14 protein-coding genes and 1 pseudogene are annotated in these 13,976 nt (G+C 58.0%); 9 read left to right on the top strand and 6 right to left on the bottom strand.

Features of this window, described 5'->3' with window-relative positions; all coding sequences use genetic code 11:
- Positions 1-55 precede the first annotated feature (55 nt).
- Positions 56-382 (bottom strand): thioredoxin, encoded by a 327-nt coding sequence (trxA, locus tag AC1Z36_RS18100; RefSeq protein ID WP_483562004.1) that lies wholly within the window; start codon positions 380-382, stop codon positions 56-58.
- Between the two features lie 189 nt (positions 383-571).
- Between trxA and AC1Z36_RS18095 the strand changes: the two genes are divergently transcribed.
- The 5 genes and pseudogenes from AC1Z36_RS18095 to AC1Z36_RS18075 all read left to right on the top strand — a co-directional run bounded on the left by AC1Z36_RS18095 (position 572) and on the right by AC1Z36_RS18075 (position 3,530).
- Positions 572-1,162: a TetR/AcrR family transcriptional regulator gene (locus AC1Z36_RS18095; protein WP_483562002.1), complete on the top strand. Its 591-nt coding sequence runs from the start codon at positions 572-574 to the stop codon at positions 1,160-1,162.
- A 141-nt stretch (positions 1,163-1,303) separates the two neighbouring features.
- Positions 1,304-1,809, top strand: a pseudogene (locus AC1Z36_RS18090) (recombinase family protein).
- Between the two features lie 42 nt (positions 1,810-1,851).
- Entirely contained in the window at positions 1,852-1,986 is a 135-nt protein-coding gene (locus tag AC1Z36_RS18085) for a helix-turn-helix domain-containing protein (protein WP_483562001.1), read from the top strand.
- A gap of 60 nt (positions 1,987-2,046) precedes the next feature.
- Positions 2,047-2,505: a hypothetical protein gene (locus tag AC1Z36_RS18080; RefSeq protein WP_483561999.1), complete on the top strand. Its 459-nt coding sequence runs from the start codon at positions 2,047-2,049 to the stop codon at positions 2,503-2,505.
- Between the two features lie 26 nt (positions 2,506-2,531).
- Positions 2,532-3,530 (top strand): zeta toxin family protein, encoded by a 999-nt coding sequence (locus tag AC1Z36_RS18075; protein ID WP_483561997.1) that lies wholly within the window; start codon positions 2,532-2,534, stop codon positions 3,528-3,530.
- Positions 3,531-3,812: 282 nt separating this feature from the next.
- Here AC1Z36_RS18075 and AC1Z36_RS18070 read toward each other — a convergent pair whose 3' ends face one another.
- A complete protein-coding gene (locus tag AC1Z36_RS18070) occupies positions 3,813-4,079 on the bottom strand; it encodes a hypothetical protein (RefSeq protein ID WP_483561995.1) in 267 nt (88 codons plus the stop codon).
- A 260-nt stretch (positions 4,080-4,339) separates the two neighbouring features.
- Between AC1Z36_RS18070 and mobC the strand changes: the two genes are divergently transcribed.
- Genes mobC through AC1Z36_RS18050 form a run of 4 tightly spaced genes read left to right on the top strand, consistent with a single transcriptional unit; the run spans position 4,340 to position 7,481 of the window.
- Positions 4,340-4,732: a plasmid mobilization relaxosome protein MobC gene (mobC, locus tag AC1Z36_RS18065; RefSeq protein ID WP_483561994.1), complete on the top strand. Its 393-nt coding sequence runs from the start codon at positions 4,340-4,342 to the stop codon at positions 4,730-4,732.
- On the top strand, positions 4,729-6,195 hold the full coding sequence (locus AC1Z36_RS18060; RefSeq protein ID WP_483561993.1) for a relaxase/mobilization nuclease domain-containing protein: 1,467 nt from the start codon (positions 4,729-4,731) through the stop codon (positions 6,193-6,195). Before mobC ends, AC1Z36_RS18060 begins: the two co-directional genes overlap by 4 nt.
- 27 nt (positions 6,196-6,222) lie before the next feature.
- The gene (locus tag AC1Z36_RS18055; RefSeq protein WP_483561992.1) at positions 6,223-7,068 is read left to right on the top strand and encodes a hypothetical protein; all 846 of its coding nucleotides are present in this window, start codon (positions 6,223-6,225) and stop codon (positions 7,066-7,068) included.
- The gene (locus AC1Z36_RS18050) at positions 7,065-7,481 is read left to right on the top strand and encodes a DUF4913 domain-containing protein (protein WP_483561991.1); all 417 of its coding nucleotides are present in this window, start codon (positions 7,065-7,067) and stop codon (positions 7,479-7,481) included. The genes AC1Z36_RS18055 and AC1Z36_RS18050 overlap by 4 nt, the downstream gene beginning before the upstream one ends.
- 55 nt (positions 7,482-7,536) lie before the next feature.
- On the opposite strand, the gene AC1Z36_RS18045 is transcribed toward AC1Z36_RS18050, so the two are convergent.
- From AC1Z36_RS18045 to AC1Z36_RS18030, 4 genes are all read right to left on the bottom strand, one after another.
- The gene (locus AC1Z36_RS18045) at positions 7,537-9,036 is read right to left on the bottom strand and encodes a toll/interleukin-1 receptor domain-containing protein (protein ID WP_483561990.1); all 1,500 of its coding nucleotides are present in this window, start codon (positions 9,034-9,036) and stop codon (positions 7,537-7,539) included.
- Positions 9,037-9,102: 66 nt separating this feature from the next.
- The gene (locus tag AC1Z36_RS18040) at positions 9,103-10,833 is read right to left on the bottom strand and encodes a type IV secretory system conjugative DNA transfer family protein (protein WP_483561989.1); all 1,731 of its coding nucleotides are present in this window, start codon (positions 10,831-10,833) and stop codon (positions 9,103-9,105) included.
- Positions 10,833-12,464 carry a hypothetical protein gene (locus AC1Z36_RS18035; protein ID WP_483561988.1) on the bottom strand — a complete coding sequence of 544 codons (1,632 nt, stop codon included), beginning with the start codon at positions 12,462-12,464 and terminating at the stop codon, positions 10,833-10,835. Before AC1Z36_RS18035 ends, AC1Z36_RS18040 begins: the two co-directional genes overlap by 1 nt.
- Positions 12,464-13,975 carry an SCO6880 family protein gene (locus AC1Z36_RS18030; RefSeq protein ID WP_483561987.1) on the bottom strand — a complete coding sequence of 504 codons (1,512 nt, stop codon included), beginning with the start codon at positions 13,973-13,975 and terminating at the stop codon, positions 12,464-12,466. Before AC1Z36_RS18030 ends, AC1Z36_RS18035 begins: the two co-directional genes overlap by 1 nt.
- Position 13,976 lies beyond the last annotated feature (1 nt).

The following is a 13,976-nucleotide window of genomic DNA, read 5'->3' as shown; positions in this document are numbered from 1 at the left end:
CGGGTACGGGCCCTGGTCTTGCATGAAACTAGTTGTTACCGCTGTGGGCTCGCGTCTAGGTGTTCAAGTAGACCGAGAGTCGCTCTTCAAAGGCCTCCTTGGGCATCGCGCCAACAAAGGAGCCGGCTGCATGCCCGTTGTCGAAGACCCTGAAGGCGGGTATCGATGTCACCCCATATTGCTGTGCAAGTTGGGGATTTTCATCCACGTTGACCTTGACGACTTTGATCTTCCCTGCGTACTCCTGTGCCAAGGAGTCCAAGACAGGCCCGACCGCCCGGCATGGTGGGCACCAGGGCGCCCAAAAATCTACGAGAACTGGCAGTTGCTCCTGAAGGACCTCTGCCTGGAATGTGGAAGTTGCTACGGATTGGACTGCCATGGTTGTTCCTTCTATTCGTTGTTGTCAGCCGAACCCCACTGCCACTGTCTGCGATGAACCCAAGGTCACGGTTCATTTAACCCGCAAACAACATTATGTAGTGATCGCTAAAGCTGCCGTGAGATAAACTGTATCAATCACTATAGAATTGGTAAAGCCCACCACCTTCTTCAAATCAGGAAGTGCATCATGCCAGCAGGACGTAAGCGCAGTTTCGACGAACAATCTGCAGTGCTCAAGGCCATGGAGCTCTTTTGGAGCCAGGGGTACGAAGGCACTTCCATCGCAGACTTGACTAAGGCTCTGGGCATCAATCCTCCGAGTCTCTATGCAGCTTTCGGAAGCAAGCGTGAGCTGTTTGAGAAAACGCTCGACCTGTACATGTGTGATCGAAGCCACCAGCTGAAAGTAGCCATGGCGCAGCCCCGCGTTCACGATGCAATAACCGACCTGTTGATTGGTCGCGTAGAGGTATTCAAGGATCCAAGTGTCCCGGCTGGCTGCATGACAATTCAAGCAGGCTTATCATCAGCCAATCCCCACAGGGAAATTGTCGATCTACTGGCAGATGCCCGGGAAAACATGAGGCTTGCCGTAATGGAGCGGATCACTCAGGCATCAGACACGGGAGAGATACCGTCCAGCACGGATTGTGAGGCATTAACCCGCTTTATCATGGTTACGCTCTACGGGCTCAGCGTTGAAGCGGCCTCCGGAGCCCCTAAAGATGAACTCATCGCCGCTGCCCGCATTGCAGCCACAGTCATTCCGAGACGCTGACTTCTCGAATTTCAGACTTGGTAGGCTTGCCGGCAATGCCCCCGTTCCCATTCCCGCTTATGTCATTTAAACGCTCGTTTTCGGTGTCCCGTAGAGCGTTCCTCTTACGGGCGGCAGTGCTGTGGACTATGGACAGAAGTGATGACGACTTCGGACTCTGACAGAACCCCGGCGACACGCCGGGGTTTTTTGTTTCAGAAACGTCTTTCAAAACCGAAACGTTGCACAACCTGGCTGTGTACCGTTTTTGATATGGCAGTCATTGGATATGCGCGAGTGAGCACGCGCGAGCAGAACCCGCAGGCGCAGGCGGCCGAGCTGCGCGCGGCTGGGGCCGAACAGATATTTACTAACCGTGGGGAGTCGAGCCGTGAAGCTGCGCGGCCGCAGTGGATCGCGTGCAAGACGCAATTGCAGCTGGGGGATACTTTGGTCATCCGCGCCCTGGATCGTGTGGCAGGTGAAGAGCGGATGGCCATTGAGATTATCCGCGAGCTGGGGAGCGCGGCGTGAGGATCAAAAGTCTTACTGAGCCATTCTTGGACGTGGACATATCTACGCCGATGGGCGAAGCCATTGTGGGCATTATGGCGGTTATGGCGCAGCTGCGCGTTTCTATGATCCAGGAGAACACCCGCCGAGGTTAAGCGCACGCGCGCCCAGGGAAAGTCGGAGGGCGCCCACGCGTCATGGATGCAGACCGCATCGACACGGCGCGGCAGTTGCGCGAGGAAGGGAAAAGCTACGCGCAGATCGGCAAGATTCTTGGTGTCAGCGCGGCGAGTATTTACCGTTCGCTATCGAACAAAACCCTTGATCCATAATGATAACTAATGTTATATTTGAAGTGAGGGAATGTTTGTTTCGAGGTTTAGGAGGTTGTCATGAGTCAGCTAATGGAACGGCCGCAGCATGATGATATGCGTGCGCAGCTGCTGAAAGCTCGGCAGCGTGTCGAGGTTGATGCGCTGGACTACAAGCGTACTTTGAAGGCTGCTGCTGGCGGGATGACTCAGCGTGAGATGGCGGCGCTGCTGGGTATGTCCCAGCCTGCGGTGGCGAAGGCGTTGCAGCGCGCCCAGGCTGTACCGGCAGTGGTTGGCGAGTTCAACGCTGCAAGCCCTTATGAGGTGTGCCAGCGGTACGCGGCCGGATTTATCGACCGTGAGGAACTGGTGCGTCTACTGGTGGAGTGGCCGTACAAGCCGACCCCCTGGGCGAACGAGTACGGGGAGTACGAAGAGAGCCTGGACGGAACTTGGGAAGAAGTGGGTGACGCGCTGCGGCATGAGCTGATTGACGCTGCTACTTACGATGAAGTTTTGATGAAGACGGCCGATTAGGCGGCGAGCAACCGAAGGGTGAATCGTTGGCTAACGACGAATCAATAGAACGACATTACGCGGCGCTGCGTCGGGTGCTGGCTGATCCTAATATGAACCCTCGCGGGGCATACTCGACGATCAAACAGGAGCAGTATTTTATTCAAAGCGGATCGCGGCCACGTGCCATGTCGGAGCGGGAACTTTTGCATAAGAAGTGGATGCAAGAGGTTGTTGCTGACTCGGCCAAGCGCGGCGAAATCAAGCACGAGGGAAAAGCCATTGTGATGGCTGGACCGCCCGGAGCTGGCAAAGGAACCGTGCAACGGGAACGTTTGAATAATGTACCTGGTTACGTTCAGTGTGACCCGGATATGTTCAAAGAGAAGATCATCCAGCACGAGCTAGAGAGCGGGAACCTGGATCGCCTGAAAACTCCATTGGTGAAAGAACTTGAAGCACAAGGGCACAAGTTCGCGCCAATGGAGTTTGCTGCGTTAGTGCATGAAGAATCGTCCATGCTTAGCGCCAAGCTACAGAAGGACTTGCGCAAGGATGGAACGAACTATGTCATTGACACTGTGCTGAAATCGCAAGGGTCGGCGCAGGAAGTTGCCGCTACTTTGGACAAGCGCGGCTACACCTACGATGTGGTGAGTGTGCAGGCCACATTCGAGGAATCCAAGGCCGGAATTTTTGGCCGGTGGCAGGCCGGGCGCGAGGCTTTTGAACGCGGAGAGAGTCAGCTTGGCGGCCGCCCGGTGCCATCGGATTTTGCGAATAATTTGGTCACGCCGGAGGGCAAGTCTGCTACCGAGGAAGCGGCAAGATGGTTGGCTGAGAATGGCAAGGGGGTTGCCAGTTTCAAGCAGTTCCGTCGAGGTTCTGCAGTACCTGAGATTGATCAGGTGAAGCGGGATGGCCAGCTCATTGCGCGTCGCGCAGCGACGGCAAGGCAAGGTTTTCCCAAGGGCCACGGGATGCCGAAAACTATAGGGAAGTCGAACCGATCCGGTCGGGATCGAGGAACTGGAATCGGAGAATAAAGTCCGAACGATTCAGAGAACTTTATCCTGGCGGGTTGCCTTTACTAGAGGCCGTGCACAGGCCGCGATCACTCGTCGTAGAGTAACTCAGGTACCGCAGCTTGTGGCTTGTGTGCGGGCGGTCGATTGGTCCCTGCTGTCCATCATGTGTGCGAAAAAAGCAGCGGAGCGGGAGGGCTTTTTTCGTGCCCATGTGGGCAGGAGGCTACCCACGTAACCAGGTCTAAAAAATGGGCCGGTACTCACTTTTGGGTGAGTGCCGGCCCATTGCCATGTGCTCGTTTAACTCTCTGCTGCTGGGGTGGTTTGGTCGGCCTTCTTGCGAGGCCGGCGACGGGATGGTGAGCCAATCTTGTTCAGCTCGGTTTGCGTCCATCCCTTCTTCAATGCAGCGGCGAAAGATTGCTTTTCGGCGGCCTTGGCTTGTTCTAGTTGCTGTTCAGCTTCCACACGCGCGGCGACGGCTTGGGCAATATCGTTGGCGGCTTGCATGCGCAGGTCGTTTTGCGCTTGGAGCTGTTCGAGGATGCGGCTTGCTGAGTCACTCATGGCTTGAACCTTCCGATAGGACTGCGCCACTTCGGCTAGGCCGATCTGGCGAGCTTCTGATGCTTCCAGCGTAGCGCGGGCATCTTCTTATGCCAACGCTTGTTGCACCCACTAAAGACGAAGTGCCCCGCCGAAGAGGCGGAGCAAGCTATACACTTAGCACGGCTAAGTGGCTTGTGTCCTTGATCTTTGATTTTGCGGGTGGGACAATTGACCTTGTTAGGTCGATTGGCGTTGCACTGGGCGGGAGGTTGGTTCGCATGGCTCGTTTTGATTCGCGCAAGCGCCAGCCGAATGCGGCTGGTGGTCGTTCGGTGCGTCGCGAGGTGAAGCTGACCGTGGAGCAGAACCTGGCGTTGCAGGTTATGGCCGACGAAGTTGGCGTGTCGGTTCCTCGGTTGTTGGTGGAGTCCACGATGTCGCAGTCTCGTGGTGAGACTGCTGCCGAACGTCATGAGCTGATCACGTCGCTGTTCTTGTTGCAGCGTGGTCTTGCTGCTGCGGGGAACAACATCAACCAGATCGCCAGGGTGGCGAACACGACCGGTGAAATCAAGGACGAGCTGCACGATTCGTTGGAGCATCTGCGGGCAACCGTGAAACGTATTGACGAGGTTTTGGAGTCGTTGAAGATCGTGGGTGATCCGGCATGATTCCGAACGTTACTCGCGGTGGCCGTATGGTCGGGTTGATGAACTACCTGGTTGGCCCTGGTCGTGCGAACGAGCATGAGAATCAGCGGTTGATCGCTGGTGATGACCGGGTGACTTTTGCTTATGCTCCGGGCGTGCAGTTGTCGAAGTACGATGCGTTTGAAATCGCGGAGATCTTGGATGCCCCGCGCAAGCTGCACGGCACCGAAGTGGCTAAGCCGGTGTACGCGAAAGATGAAGTTGCCGGCGGCTTCTTGACCGATGGACAGGGCAAGAAGATCATGGTCGGATCGACGCCAACGCATGTTTGGCACTGCTCTTTGTCATTGGCCGAGTCCGAAGGTTCTGTGTCTGATGCGCAATGGAAGAGCATCGCAGAGTCCTTCGTTGAAAAGATGGGTTTTATTGACCCGGATGGTGCGAAGTCCTTGCGCTGGGTTGCAGTGCATCATGGGGCTTCGAAGAACGGCAATGACCACATTCATCTGGTGGTTCAGATGGTGCGCGAGGATGGCACCAAAGCGAATACCCACAATGATTTCCATCGTGCCCAGGTCGCGTGCCGCGAGCTGGAAAACGAATACAACTTGCGTTCCCTTGAATCCTCGGTGACGCAGCAGCAAGGCTTGTCTGGGGAGAAGCCAGCGGAGCGCGAACGGGCAGCTCGTGAAAGCTACGCGGTATCTGATCGGGTGGAGATTTCCCGTCGCATGCGTGCGGCGCTGGCAAGCTCTTCGAGTGCTGATGATTTCATTCGCCAGCTGCCTCAGATGGGGGTGCAGGTTGCCCCGCATTTCGCCAAGGATTCCACGTCTCGGGTTACCGGTTACAAGGTGTCGTTGGGAACGAAATCTGGTGAGGATCAGGCGGTGTGGTACGCGCCGTCAAAGCTGGATCGCAGTCTTGGATGGCCATCCATCAAGTCACGTTTCAACGGGGCTGGGGTGCGCGAGGCGGAACAGTTCTTGGCTGGCCGGCACAGCAGTGCTCGGGTGCAGCGCGCGTCCGGTTACCGGGCGTTTGATTTGTCGCAGTCCACTTCCGCGAAGTTGAATGGCGGGCAGCTTGGGCCGGATACCTTGGCGAACATCTACGCGCGGTTGTCGTTGGAGCTGGAAGGGAACAAGCCTGGCAGTTTGGCCCGGTTGAGCACGCATATGGCCAGGGCTGGGCAGGGCATGGGTAACCGTGCTTATGCTGCGCGTTTATCGTCGCGTTTCGGGTCGCGTTCTGCGGAGCAGGGCTGGATGGCGGTGCTGCGCCAGGCTAACCGCTTGTCGCGGGTGATGATGCAGGGCCGCATGACCTTCGAACGTCCGCAACTGGCTCAGGCTGCGCAGCAGGTCGTGGCGATGGCGGAGAAGATTGTTCGAGATGCCGAGCAGCGTCTACCGGTTCATGCGGTGGCGTATCCGGGTGCGCGAATGACCAAGAAGGATCGGGATCACGGTTTAGGCCGGTGACCGAACAGAGATGGGAGAGTGCAGGACATGGAAAACGACGAAGAATCAGATATTTCGATGGAGTTCGGCCGTGTGCTGCGCATGGCCCTGGGTGCTGCGATGCAGGCCAAGGAAGCTTCTGACCGGCGCGCGGCGAACCGAGACCCCGAAGCCCAAGCGCACCGGTTGCAGCAGCAGGTCGTCTCGCTGTTGAAGAAGGACATGGCTGCACGGGATTTCGTGAAAATGAGTTCCCAGCAAATCGCTGACCGGATGACCGTGGCCTCGGAACTGTCGGCCCGTTATCCCGATGCCTCGAAAGCATTCATGGCCGGATCGGATCGGCTGCGCAACGCGCTGGGGATCAATATCGAGGACATTTACAAGAACCATCCCCAGTCGCCCATGGAACGCTACCAGGCGTTGCGCAATGCCATTGATGACTACCAAGCCAGCACTCGACTAGACCAGGAAGCGAACGCAGAGCGCGGCCACGACGCACCAGAAGCTTCCACCCAGGCTGAGGCGAAGGAAGAACAATCCCAGGCCCGTGAAGAAGCTGCCGAAGGGCATCTGGAGAAGGCTGAACAAGCAGAAGGCGAAACCCAGCTTGATGCTCGGGATCGCGATGCTGCCGAAGGCCGCGAAGCAGTCAACGCGCCGAGTTTGGGAAGACCCGAAACGCAGCACGCGACCGGTGCCAGCGTGCATCCGGATGATATGGGGCAGGGATCCAAGGCTGCGGCGGCCGTGCTCGCCCGAGCAAGGGCCGTCCACGGATTCCCCACCAAGCCCGGTGAAGCGGTGCGCTTCGGTACATCGAGCAGGCCGGCAGCGCAGCATGGCAGCGGGCACGCACGAAAGCGTGGACAGAGCGCGGAGGTGACTCGGTGAGCTTCATCAATGATGAACACCTGGAACCGTCCGCACCAGCCGATGAAGGACAGGGCGAGGAAGCGGAGCACCCCTTAGCTTTTGAGACGGAAGAGGAATGGCTCACCGGGTGGGCTTTGCCCAACTTCCGGCGGCGGCTGAACAAGGGGGAGTTCCGGTGGGATCCTGAATGGTGGCGTTATGAAGAAGCGATCACGCTGATCACCTCGTTGTGGCTGAGCTTCGAAAAAATGCGGTGGGAGGGCGCTACCGGAATGGCCTCGTACATGCGCGATTACTTCTATCCGTTGATGGGGGAGCTGACTTCACCAGATGGCCCATTCTGGGACTATGACCCACCAGTACGCGAGGATGTGCCCGATCAGTGGCCAGCCCAGGACATGCCTGAGGAAATCAGGGAGTCCGTGAACTAGTTCCATGCAAGCGAAAGGGGCCAACACACATCGGTGTTGGCCCCTTCAAAAGTTTTTAGTAGAACCCATTGCTAAAGTAGCTGTAGTCGCCACCGTACATCTCAATAGCTTGGGCAGCTCTATCTACATCACCACCGAATAGTCCCCCACGAACCGGCGGCCAAGACGCGCCATCACGAGTGAGTTCCGCTCCCATCCGCTCGATGGGAGAGGGGGAAGCGTACTGGTATTTCCACCCGGAACGTCCAAACCAGTTTGACCTTGTACGGCTCCCGTTAAGCCCCCGACCTTTTGCATCTTGGATAGCAATGTCCTGGCCGACAATGCCTAACATTATTTCGGCGTGGTGATAATGGTTCTCATATTCGTCAGCTGTGTATTCGAAAAGAGGTTTGAGTACGAAGTGTAACCAGTCTGAAACAGGCGTGTGTCTCGTTCCACCGCGTTTTTGGTACTGAATCATTAGCTCAATAGGGTCATCGCCAGTTTCTAGCGATACAGCAAATACTGAATCCAGTATTCCCCCGCTTGGGAAAGGTTTCCAGTACCCGGTGGCTTTAAGGAGTCCTTCGGTGCTTCCAACGTCATGATTACCCGTAACACGAGGATTAGCCAGGAGTGTCTTAAAGTTGTCCCAACGGGATTCTGTTGTGCAAGCAAGAGCAGCAACACTAACAGTCGCCACCGCAGCGATATGGCGTATATTATTGACAATTTCAGCACCCGGACGTAACTTGTAGGCCGCTGAGACAATGCTCCTGATGCCCGAAACCCACGGTGAAAGCGTATCGCTATTTCCCCAACGAGCAGCGACTGCAAGTGAATAACAGAAGGGCCGGACAGCTTCCCAAGTCTCGTTGCTTAATGCAACAAGTCTTCTGACCCTGTCTTCATTAGTTCCGGAAATGATTTGGTTGCTATAGCGGTTTTCATCATCCAGGAACTTTAGGACGTTGCGGAGTTCGTCTCTAATAAGGTCATCGAGTTCGATTCGCCTGGACGGATTGACAATCATTTCTTTGGTCAATTGTTGCAATAGCTTAGGACGATCTTGCGCCTGAGATTCTTCCACAAATGCACGAGTAGTGGCCGCGTTGTCATTCGCTCCCATTAGCTTGTTAATTTTACTCGTCAGAGCCACAATATTCTCGGCGTAGGAGTTGCCGAACAGATCAACCCGGTTGATGTCATTGAGTGAACGGTTAGGGCCAAGTTCCCAGTCCGGTACATCGCCTTCATCGAAACGGATAGGAATGATCCAGGTTTCACCGGGAGGCATCTTTCTTATTTCTTCAACTGCTAAGTGCAGCTCTTCGTTCATGTTGTTCTTGGTGCGGCTGCGAGAGCTATCGGAGAAACACGCCAGGAAAACCAAGGCGTTGTTTCGTATGGCTCCCCGGATCTTCCGTTTCCAGTCATCCCCCGGTTCAAGGCTCTTCAAATCGCGCCAGTAAGGTATCTGTGCCGCTTTCAGCATTTCGCAAAGCCGGTCAACATTTTCTTTGTCTTCACGAACATAGGAAATGAAAACGTGCTGTCCCTCTTCAACTGTCATGTGAACGATATTAGATGGTGGACGCGACATTAAGTGCGCACTCTGTTCCTGTACCAGATCGGTAGATTATGGAATGAATTTTTCCACGTTCTCGTAGTAGTCCTGGGACAGCTTCACATCTTGGCCATAAGGCTTCTGGGAGAAGTGCACGAGTTCGAGCAGTCCTGCAGGAATGCCAGAGCCGGTAACAATGGCACGACCTCTAGGCAGTGCGCCGAGGTCTGAGACTTCCAGAATGGATTCACGCTGCATCGAGCTGGACACTGAGCGACCGTTGCGGCCACTGGTACTGGAGGAGCGTTTGAGCACGTCGCGGGCACCGATCAGCTTTTCCAGATACGGCAGGAACTTATCGTCAGACAGGCCAGATCCGGCCACGCGGATATTCGATGCGCCCCAGAGCTTATCCATTCCGTCTTGCCCGTAGGCTTCCACGCCTTGCTTGTAGGACTGGAAGAACGTGGACACCACGATGCCGCGCGAGCCGTAGTGCGAATACACGTCGGGCAGCTCGCGCCAGCGAACGACGTTCGCGGCCTCGTCCAGCACCGCCATCATCGGTGTTGTTAACCGGCCACCGGGCAGCGCGGCGGCAGTCTTTTCGGCGGAATCCATCACGGCCATCACCAATGCGGCGGTGATGGCGCGGGCCGTGCCCGCACCTTCCTTGGACACCAGATACAAGGTATCGGTGCTCGTTGCGAATTTGCGGTGATCGAATTCGGGACGGGCAAAGTTCCCATTCGGGCGAATCCAAGGGGTGACTTCCTCATAGGAAAGCACCGTGATCCACGGGCGCATCGTGCCATACACGCCATCACGCTGCTTGGGGGTCAGTCCCTGGATCTGCCAGAGAGCGGAGGAGAAATCCTGGTACCCGTGCTCGTCCAGCAGGTCTCGTGCGGTTTTGTCCTCGGGATCTTGCGCCCACGCAAACACGTCGGTGATCGGCCGGTTGGCAATCGCCGCAGCAAACAGGAAATGAGACAGCAGGCGCTTTCCATCCGACTCAAAGTACGCGTCGGACTTGGCACCGGCTGAGGTCTCCGAAGCAATAAACACATCTGCCAGCTTGACCGCAGTTTTCATATCAGTCACGAAGGAGAGCGGGTTCCACCACCAGGAAGGCTCTTCACCGATGATGCCCTGCACGTCGTGAACCCAGACAGCGCCGACGCGGGCGCGGGGGCCACGGGTCATGTCTACGATGTCGCGCTTGTTCGAGGTGGCCAGTACCGGGCCGCCGGTTTCCAGGATCTGGGGGACGCACACGCAGGAGGTTTTGCCGGCTCGTGGCCCCATCAACCAGATCTGCACCCACTCATAGGAAGCAAACAAGGGCTTATGGTTGTTGACCAGTTTGGCTAGATGTACGCCTATGCCAGCTTTAGTGGCTCCGAGGCGTTCAGCGTCGGCGCGGGCTGCTGGTTCTTCCAAGGCCTTGAAGTCTTTGGCGTGAGCCATTTCCTTGGCCAGGTGATCAATGCGTGAGCTGGTGCCTCGGCTGCGCCGCCACACCACCACGAGCATGGCGATGACCGCCAGCAGGAGCAGCAGCCCGAGGGCGAACACGGCGATTTGCAGCCCGCCCACGGGCAGGTAGCCGCGTGATTGATCCATGAGGATCTGCACTGGATTGTTCGAGGATTGCGGCACGTGCGGGTCGAGGATCGCGCCGAGCGTCCACAACAGCACGCCCATGATTCCGAGGGTGAGGATGCTGCCGCCGATGATCCATAAGGTTTCGTCGTTTGCTGGTTGGTTTTTGCGTCCGGAGCGCGGATCTGCGTTGAACATTATTTGACCATCTCCCATGCCCGGTTGGTATCCGAAATTTCGAATTCCAGATCGGTGAGCTGCGTGACGAACGGGGTGCCCGGGTTCTTGCCGACCTTCATGATGAAGTGACCTGCACCAGGGCGGCGGGAGGCCTTGTTGGTTTTTGGATCGACCACGGCTTCACCGGTCCAGTCCGTCATCAACGATTTTTCCTTGGAGGACAGGGCGAACACTTCTTCCAGGTTGCCCATCTCCGAAGGAGCCAAGCCGCCGAGGAACACCAATGCGGAGCGTTCCACGAACCCCCAGGCGGTGGCGGTCAGGTGTTCTTTGGACAGGCGTAGGTCGTTCATGGTGTGGGTGATCATGACCTGGCCAATGCCGCGCCCGCGATTCAGGCGGGTGATCGTGTCGATGAAGTGCACCATGTCATCCGAGGCCCGCAGGATGCGCCACAGCTCGTCCATGACCAGGAAGTAGGTGCGGCGCTGGCGTTTGCCAGCTGCCGCCAAATGCTGCTCGGCAGAGACAGTGGCTGAGCCGAGGTTCCAGCACAAGGACTGCACAGCAGCGACCAACACGGAGTCGTTCTCGTTGACCCCGGAAATGTCGAACACCACCGGCACGCCGGGAGTGATATGAGCATCCGAAGGCTTGGCGAACATGTCCCCGTACGCGCCGGAAGGGCCGAGATTGATCAGTGCGTCCAGCAGCGCTTGGAGCCGCTGGTCGTATTCGTGGTCATCATCGTAGGCCAGCACGTTTTGGCGCAGCACCTCGGGCCGGGAACGAATGAAATCGACCAGATCACCGATCAACGGCGCGCGACGCAGCTCGGGATCGAGTTCGTTGATCGCCACCGACAAGCAGGTGGATTCGTGCGGTTTCAGAGGCCGGCCCAGCATCATCGAGGCGATGCCTTCCATCAGGGAGCGGCGGCGGCTGATCATCTCCTGGATCGCAATGTCCCGGGCCTTCTCGTCGTCAATCTCGTTCAGGCTGGCCACCAGCGGCCCCAGATCCAACGGGTTCAGATGCCCCTGGCCGGGGGAGAAGGTGATGACCTGCCCGCCCAGAGCGCGGATATGCGGCACGTAATCGGGGCGTGAGTCGGCCAGGATCATCGGCACCACGCCCCAGGCTGAGAGCACGGCCAGCAGGCGGTGCACCAGCGAGGTCTTGCCTAGTCCTGGCTGGGCGAGGATGAAGGCGGAAGGATTGGAAATGATGCCGTTGAGGAACCAGGAAATAGGATCGCCGGTCACGAGCGTGTTGCGCAGCAGATGGCGGCCCAGAGGTGCGCCAATGGTAGGCAATCCGGCACCGTTGACGAAGGGCCAGAACCCGCAGACCTGCACGGCTGAGCCTTGAATCTCTACCGGGTTTTCGATGTAGTTCACCGGCCCGCCGCCACGGCGGTTCCAGCCCGCATCGCCTGGAACATGCCGGGACTGGGCGCCCTCGGCCAGCAGGCGGGCGAGCAATCCTGGTTCCTTGACCGGCTTGGGCGCTGCTTTCTTCGCTGCGCGTTCCAGGCGCGCCACGTCGCGCTTGGACAGAGTGAGGCTATGGGACTCGGTGAGTTGAGAGAGGGCCAGATCCTCAGGGCTAGTGTGCTGGCGTTTCTTCGAGAGTTTCAGGGGAGTCATCAGAACCACGTCCTCAGCTCGTCGGGGATCATCATGTGATCAGGCACGACCATGCCTAGCGGCAAGCCTGCCTGGAACGTGACCGCTTGGTTCGCCAACGCCTCGCGCACCCGCAGCTTGGCGTGGGACACCATGCCGGGGACGGTGCGGTCGAACTTCTTCAACTCGGCTTCATCTTTCACGCTGATGGTGATGATCAGCCCGAAGCGGGTCAACCCGGAACCCAAGGCTTCTTCCTGGGCGGTTTTCTGCGCTGCCGCCAAACGCTGGCGGGCACGCACGGACACGCGCTGCTGGGAGCCGGAGAACATCGCATCTTTCTGCTCGTTCTCCACCACGGTGGAAGTCTGATCCGCTGGGATCGGACGGTACAGCAGGGTCACGCGCTTGCGCAGCGCGCCCTCGCTGGGTGCGGTGAGGCGGGCCAATGAGTTGGACATGAACGCGCCGCGCGGGCCTTCATACATCGTCCACGACTTCGACACTGCCCGGTCGTGCCGGTAATGGTCGAACGCGTCCAAGGCGAACGATGGGCCAGCATCCTCCCAGGCAAGGCCGGTGCCACCGGCAGCTTGGGCTTCTTCCACCGCTACGGCGGTGGTCGGGTCATAAGCCACGCGGGTGAAGTCGATGATTTCCTGGGCCGTATTCGGGCGTACTGCTCCGGCTCCGGTGTTGGCCAGCCCGGAGATGATGCCGGGGAGCTTGTTGCCGATTTCCTCGGCCATCTCTTCCATGCCCCGATCCCCGGCCTTCCCATCAAGGCGGCGGCCGTCAAAGGTCAAGGTAATGCGGGCTACGACCTCGGGAGCAGCGGAGTTATCAGTCTGCGCGATGCGTTCCACGACCTGCTTGGCGAACTCGGGTGCGTCCTCGCGGTGGTTATCGGTCAGCAGTTTTTGCAACCGCAGGCCCGAGTCCTGGGAGGATTCGATGGTGACCGAAGCGCCGCGGATTCCCTCGTCCAACCCGCGTTGGGTCAGCCAGTTCGCCCAGTGCGCTACCTGGTTATCCACGTCGGCCTGGTCAATGAGGTTATCCCCGTTGGGGAAGCATTCGAGCACCACGGAGTAGTTGTGGTGGCCACGGGAGGAGAGGCGGATCAGTCCGAAGGGGTTGCCGTAGGAGTCCATGGATTCAGTCAGCTGGGACTTTGCCATCAGACCGGGCAAGCGTACTTGCCCGTCGGGGGTGAACCCGGTGGGGCCGGAAAGATAAACGTGCTTATTGGATGCGACCTTCTGCCGCTGCGCTAGACGTAGCATGAGTCTCCCATAGATTGAACGGCCTTGTTTCCTGGTGACCAGCAGCAGCATGGCACCGAGGATGGTGGCCAGGGCGATGATGACTGCGGCCATGATCCAGCCGCGGGCTGCGGTGACAATGACGATCAGTACGATGGGCACCAGCATGAGGCTTTGGCCCATGGACAGGCCCAGCAAGCCTGAGCGGCGGGGCACGGTGAGGTTGCCGAAGGTGTTTGGCTCGATCCGCACATCGGTGGTTGCCATG

The organism is Glutamicibacter sp. BS14, from assembly GCF_056934375.1.
The sequence above is the reverse complement of the archived record's forward strand: the minus strand, read 5'-3'. Positions and strand labels throughout refer to the sequence as shown.

Bases quoted from the DNA above. Each gene is read 5' to 3' on its own strand.
- trxA (WP_483562004.1), bottom strand. From the start codon at position 382: ATGGCAGTCCAATCCGTAGCAACTTCCACATTCCAGGCAGAGGTCCTT.
- AC1Z36_RS18095 (WP_483562002.1), top strand. From the start codon at position 572: ATGCCAGCAGGACGTAAGCGCAGTTTCGACGAACAATCTGCAGTGCTC.
- AC1Z36_RS18085 (WP_483562001.1), top strand. From the start codon at position 1,852: ATGGATGCAGACCGCATCGACACGGCGCGGCAGTTGCGCGAGGAAGGG.
- AC1Z36_RS18080 (WP_483561999.1), top strand. From the start codon at position 2,047: ATGAGTCAGCTAATGGAACGGCCGCAGCATGATGATATGCGTGCGCAG.
- AC1Z36_RS18070 (WP_483561995.1), bottom strand. From the start codon at position 4,079: ATGAGTGACTCAGCAAGCCGCATCCTCGAACAGCTCCAAGCGCAAAAC.
- mobC (WP_483561994.1), top strand. From the start codon at position 4,340: ATGGCTCGTTTTGATTCGCGCAAGCGCCAGCCGAATGCGGCTGGTGGT.
- AC1Z36_RS18060 (WP_483561993.1), top strand. From the start codon at position 4,729: ATGATTCCGAACGTTACTCGCGGTGGCCGTATGGTCGGGTTGATGAAC.
- AC1Z36_RS18055 (WP_483561992.1), top strand. From the start codon at position 6,223: ATGGAAAACGACGAAGAATCAGATATTTCGATGGAGTTCGGCCGTGTG.
- AC1Z36_RS18045 (WP_483561990.1), bottom strand. From the start codon at position 9,036: ATGACAGTTGAAGAGGGACAGCACGTTTTCATTTCCTATGTTCGTGAA.
- AC1Z36_RS18040 (WP_483561989.1), bottom strand. From the start codon at position 10,833: ATGTTCAACGCAGATCCGCGCTCCGGACGCAAAAACCAACCAGCAAAC.
- AC1Z36_RS18035 (WP_483561988.1), bottom strand. From the start codon at position 12,464: ATGACTCCCCTGAAACTCTCGAAGAAACGCCAGCACACTAGCCCTGAG.
- AC1Z36_RS18030 (WP_483561987.1), bottom strand. From the start codon at position 13,975: ATGGCAACCACCGATGTGCGGATCGAGCCAAACACCTTCGGCAACCTC.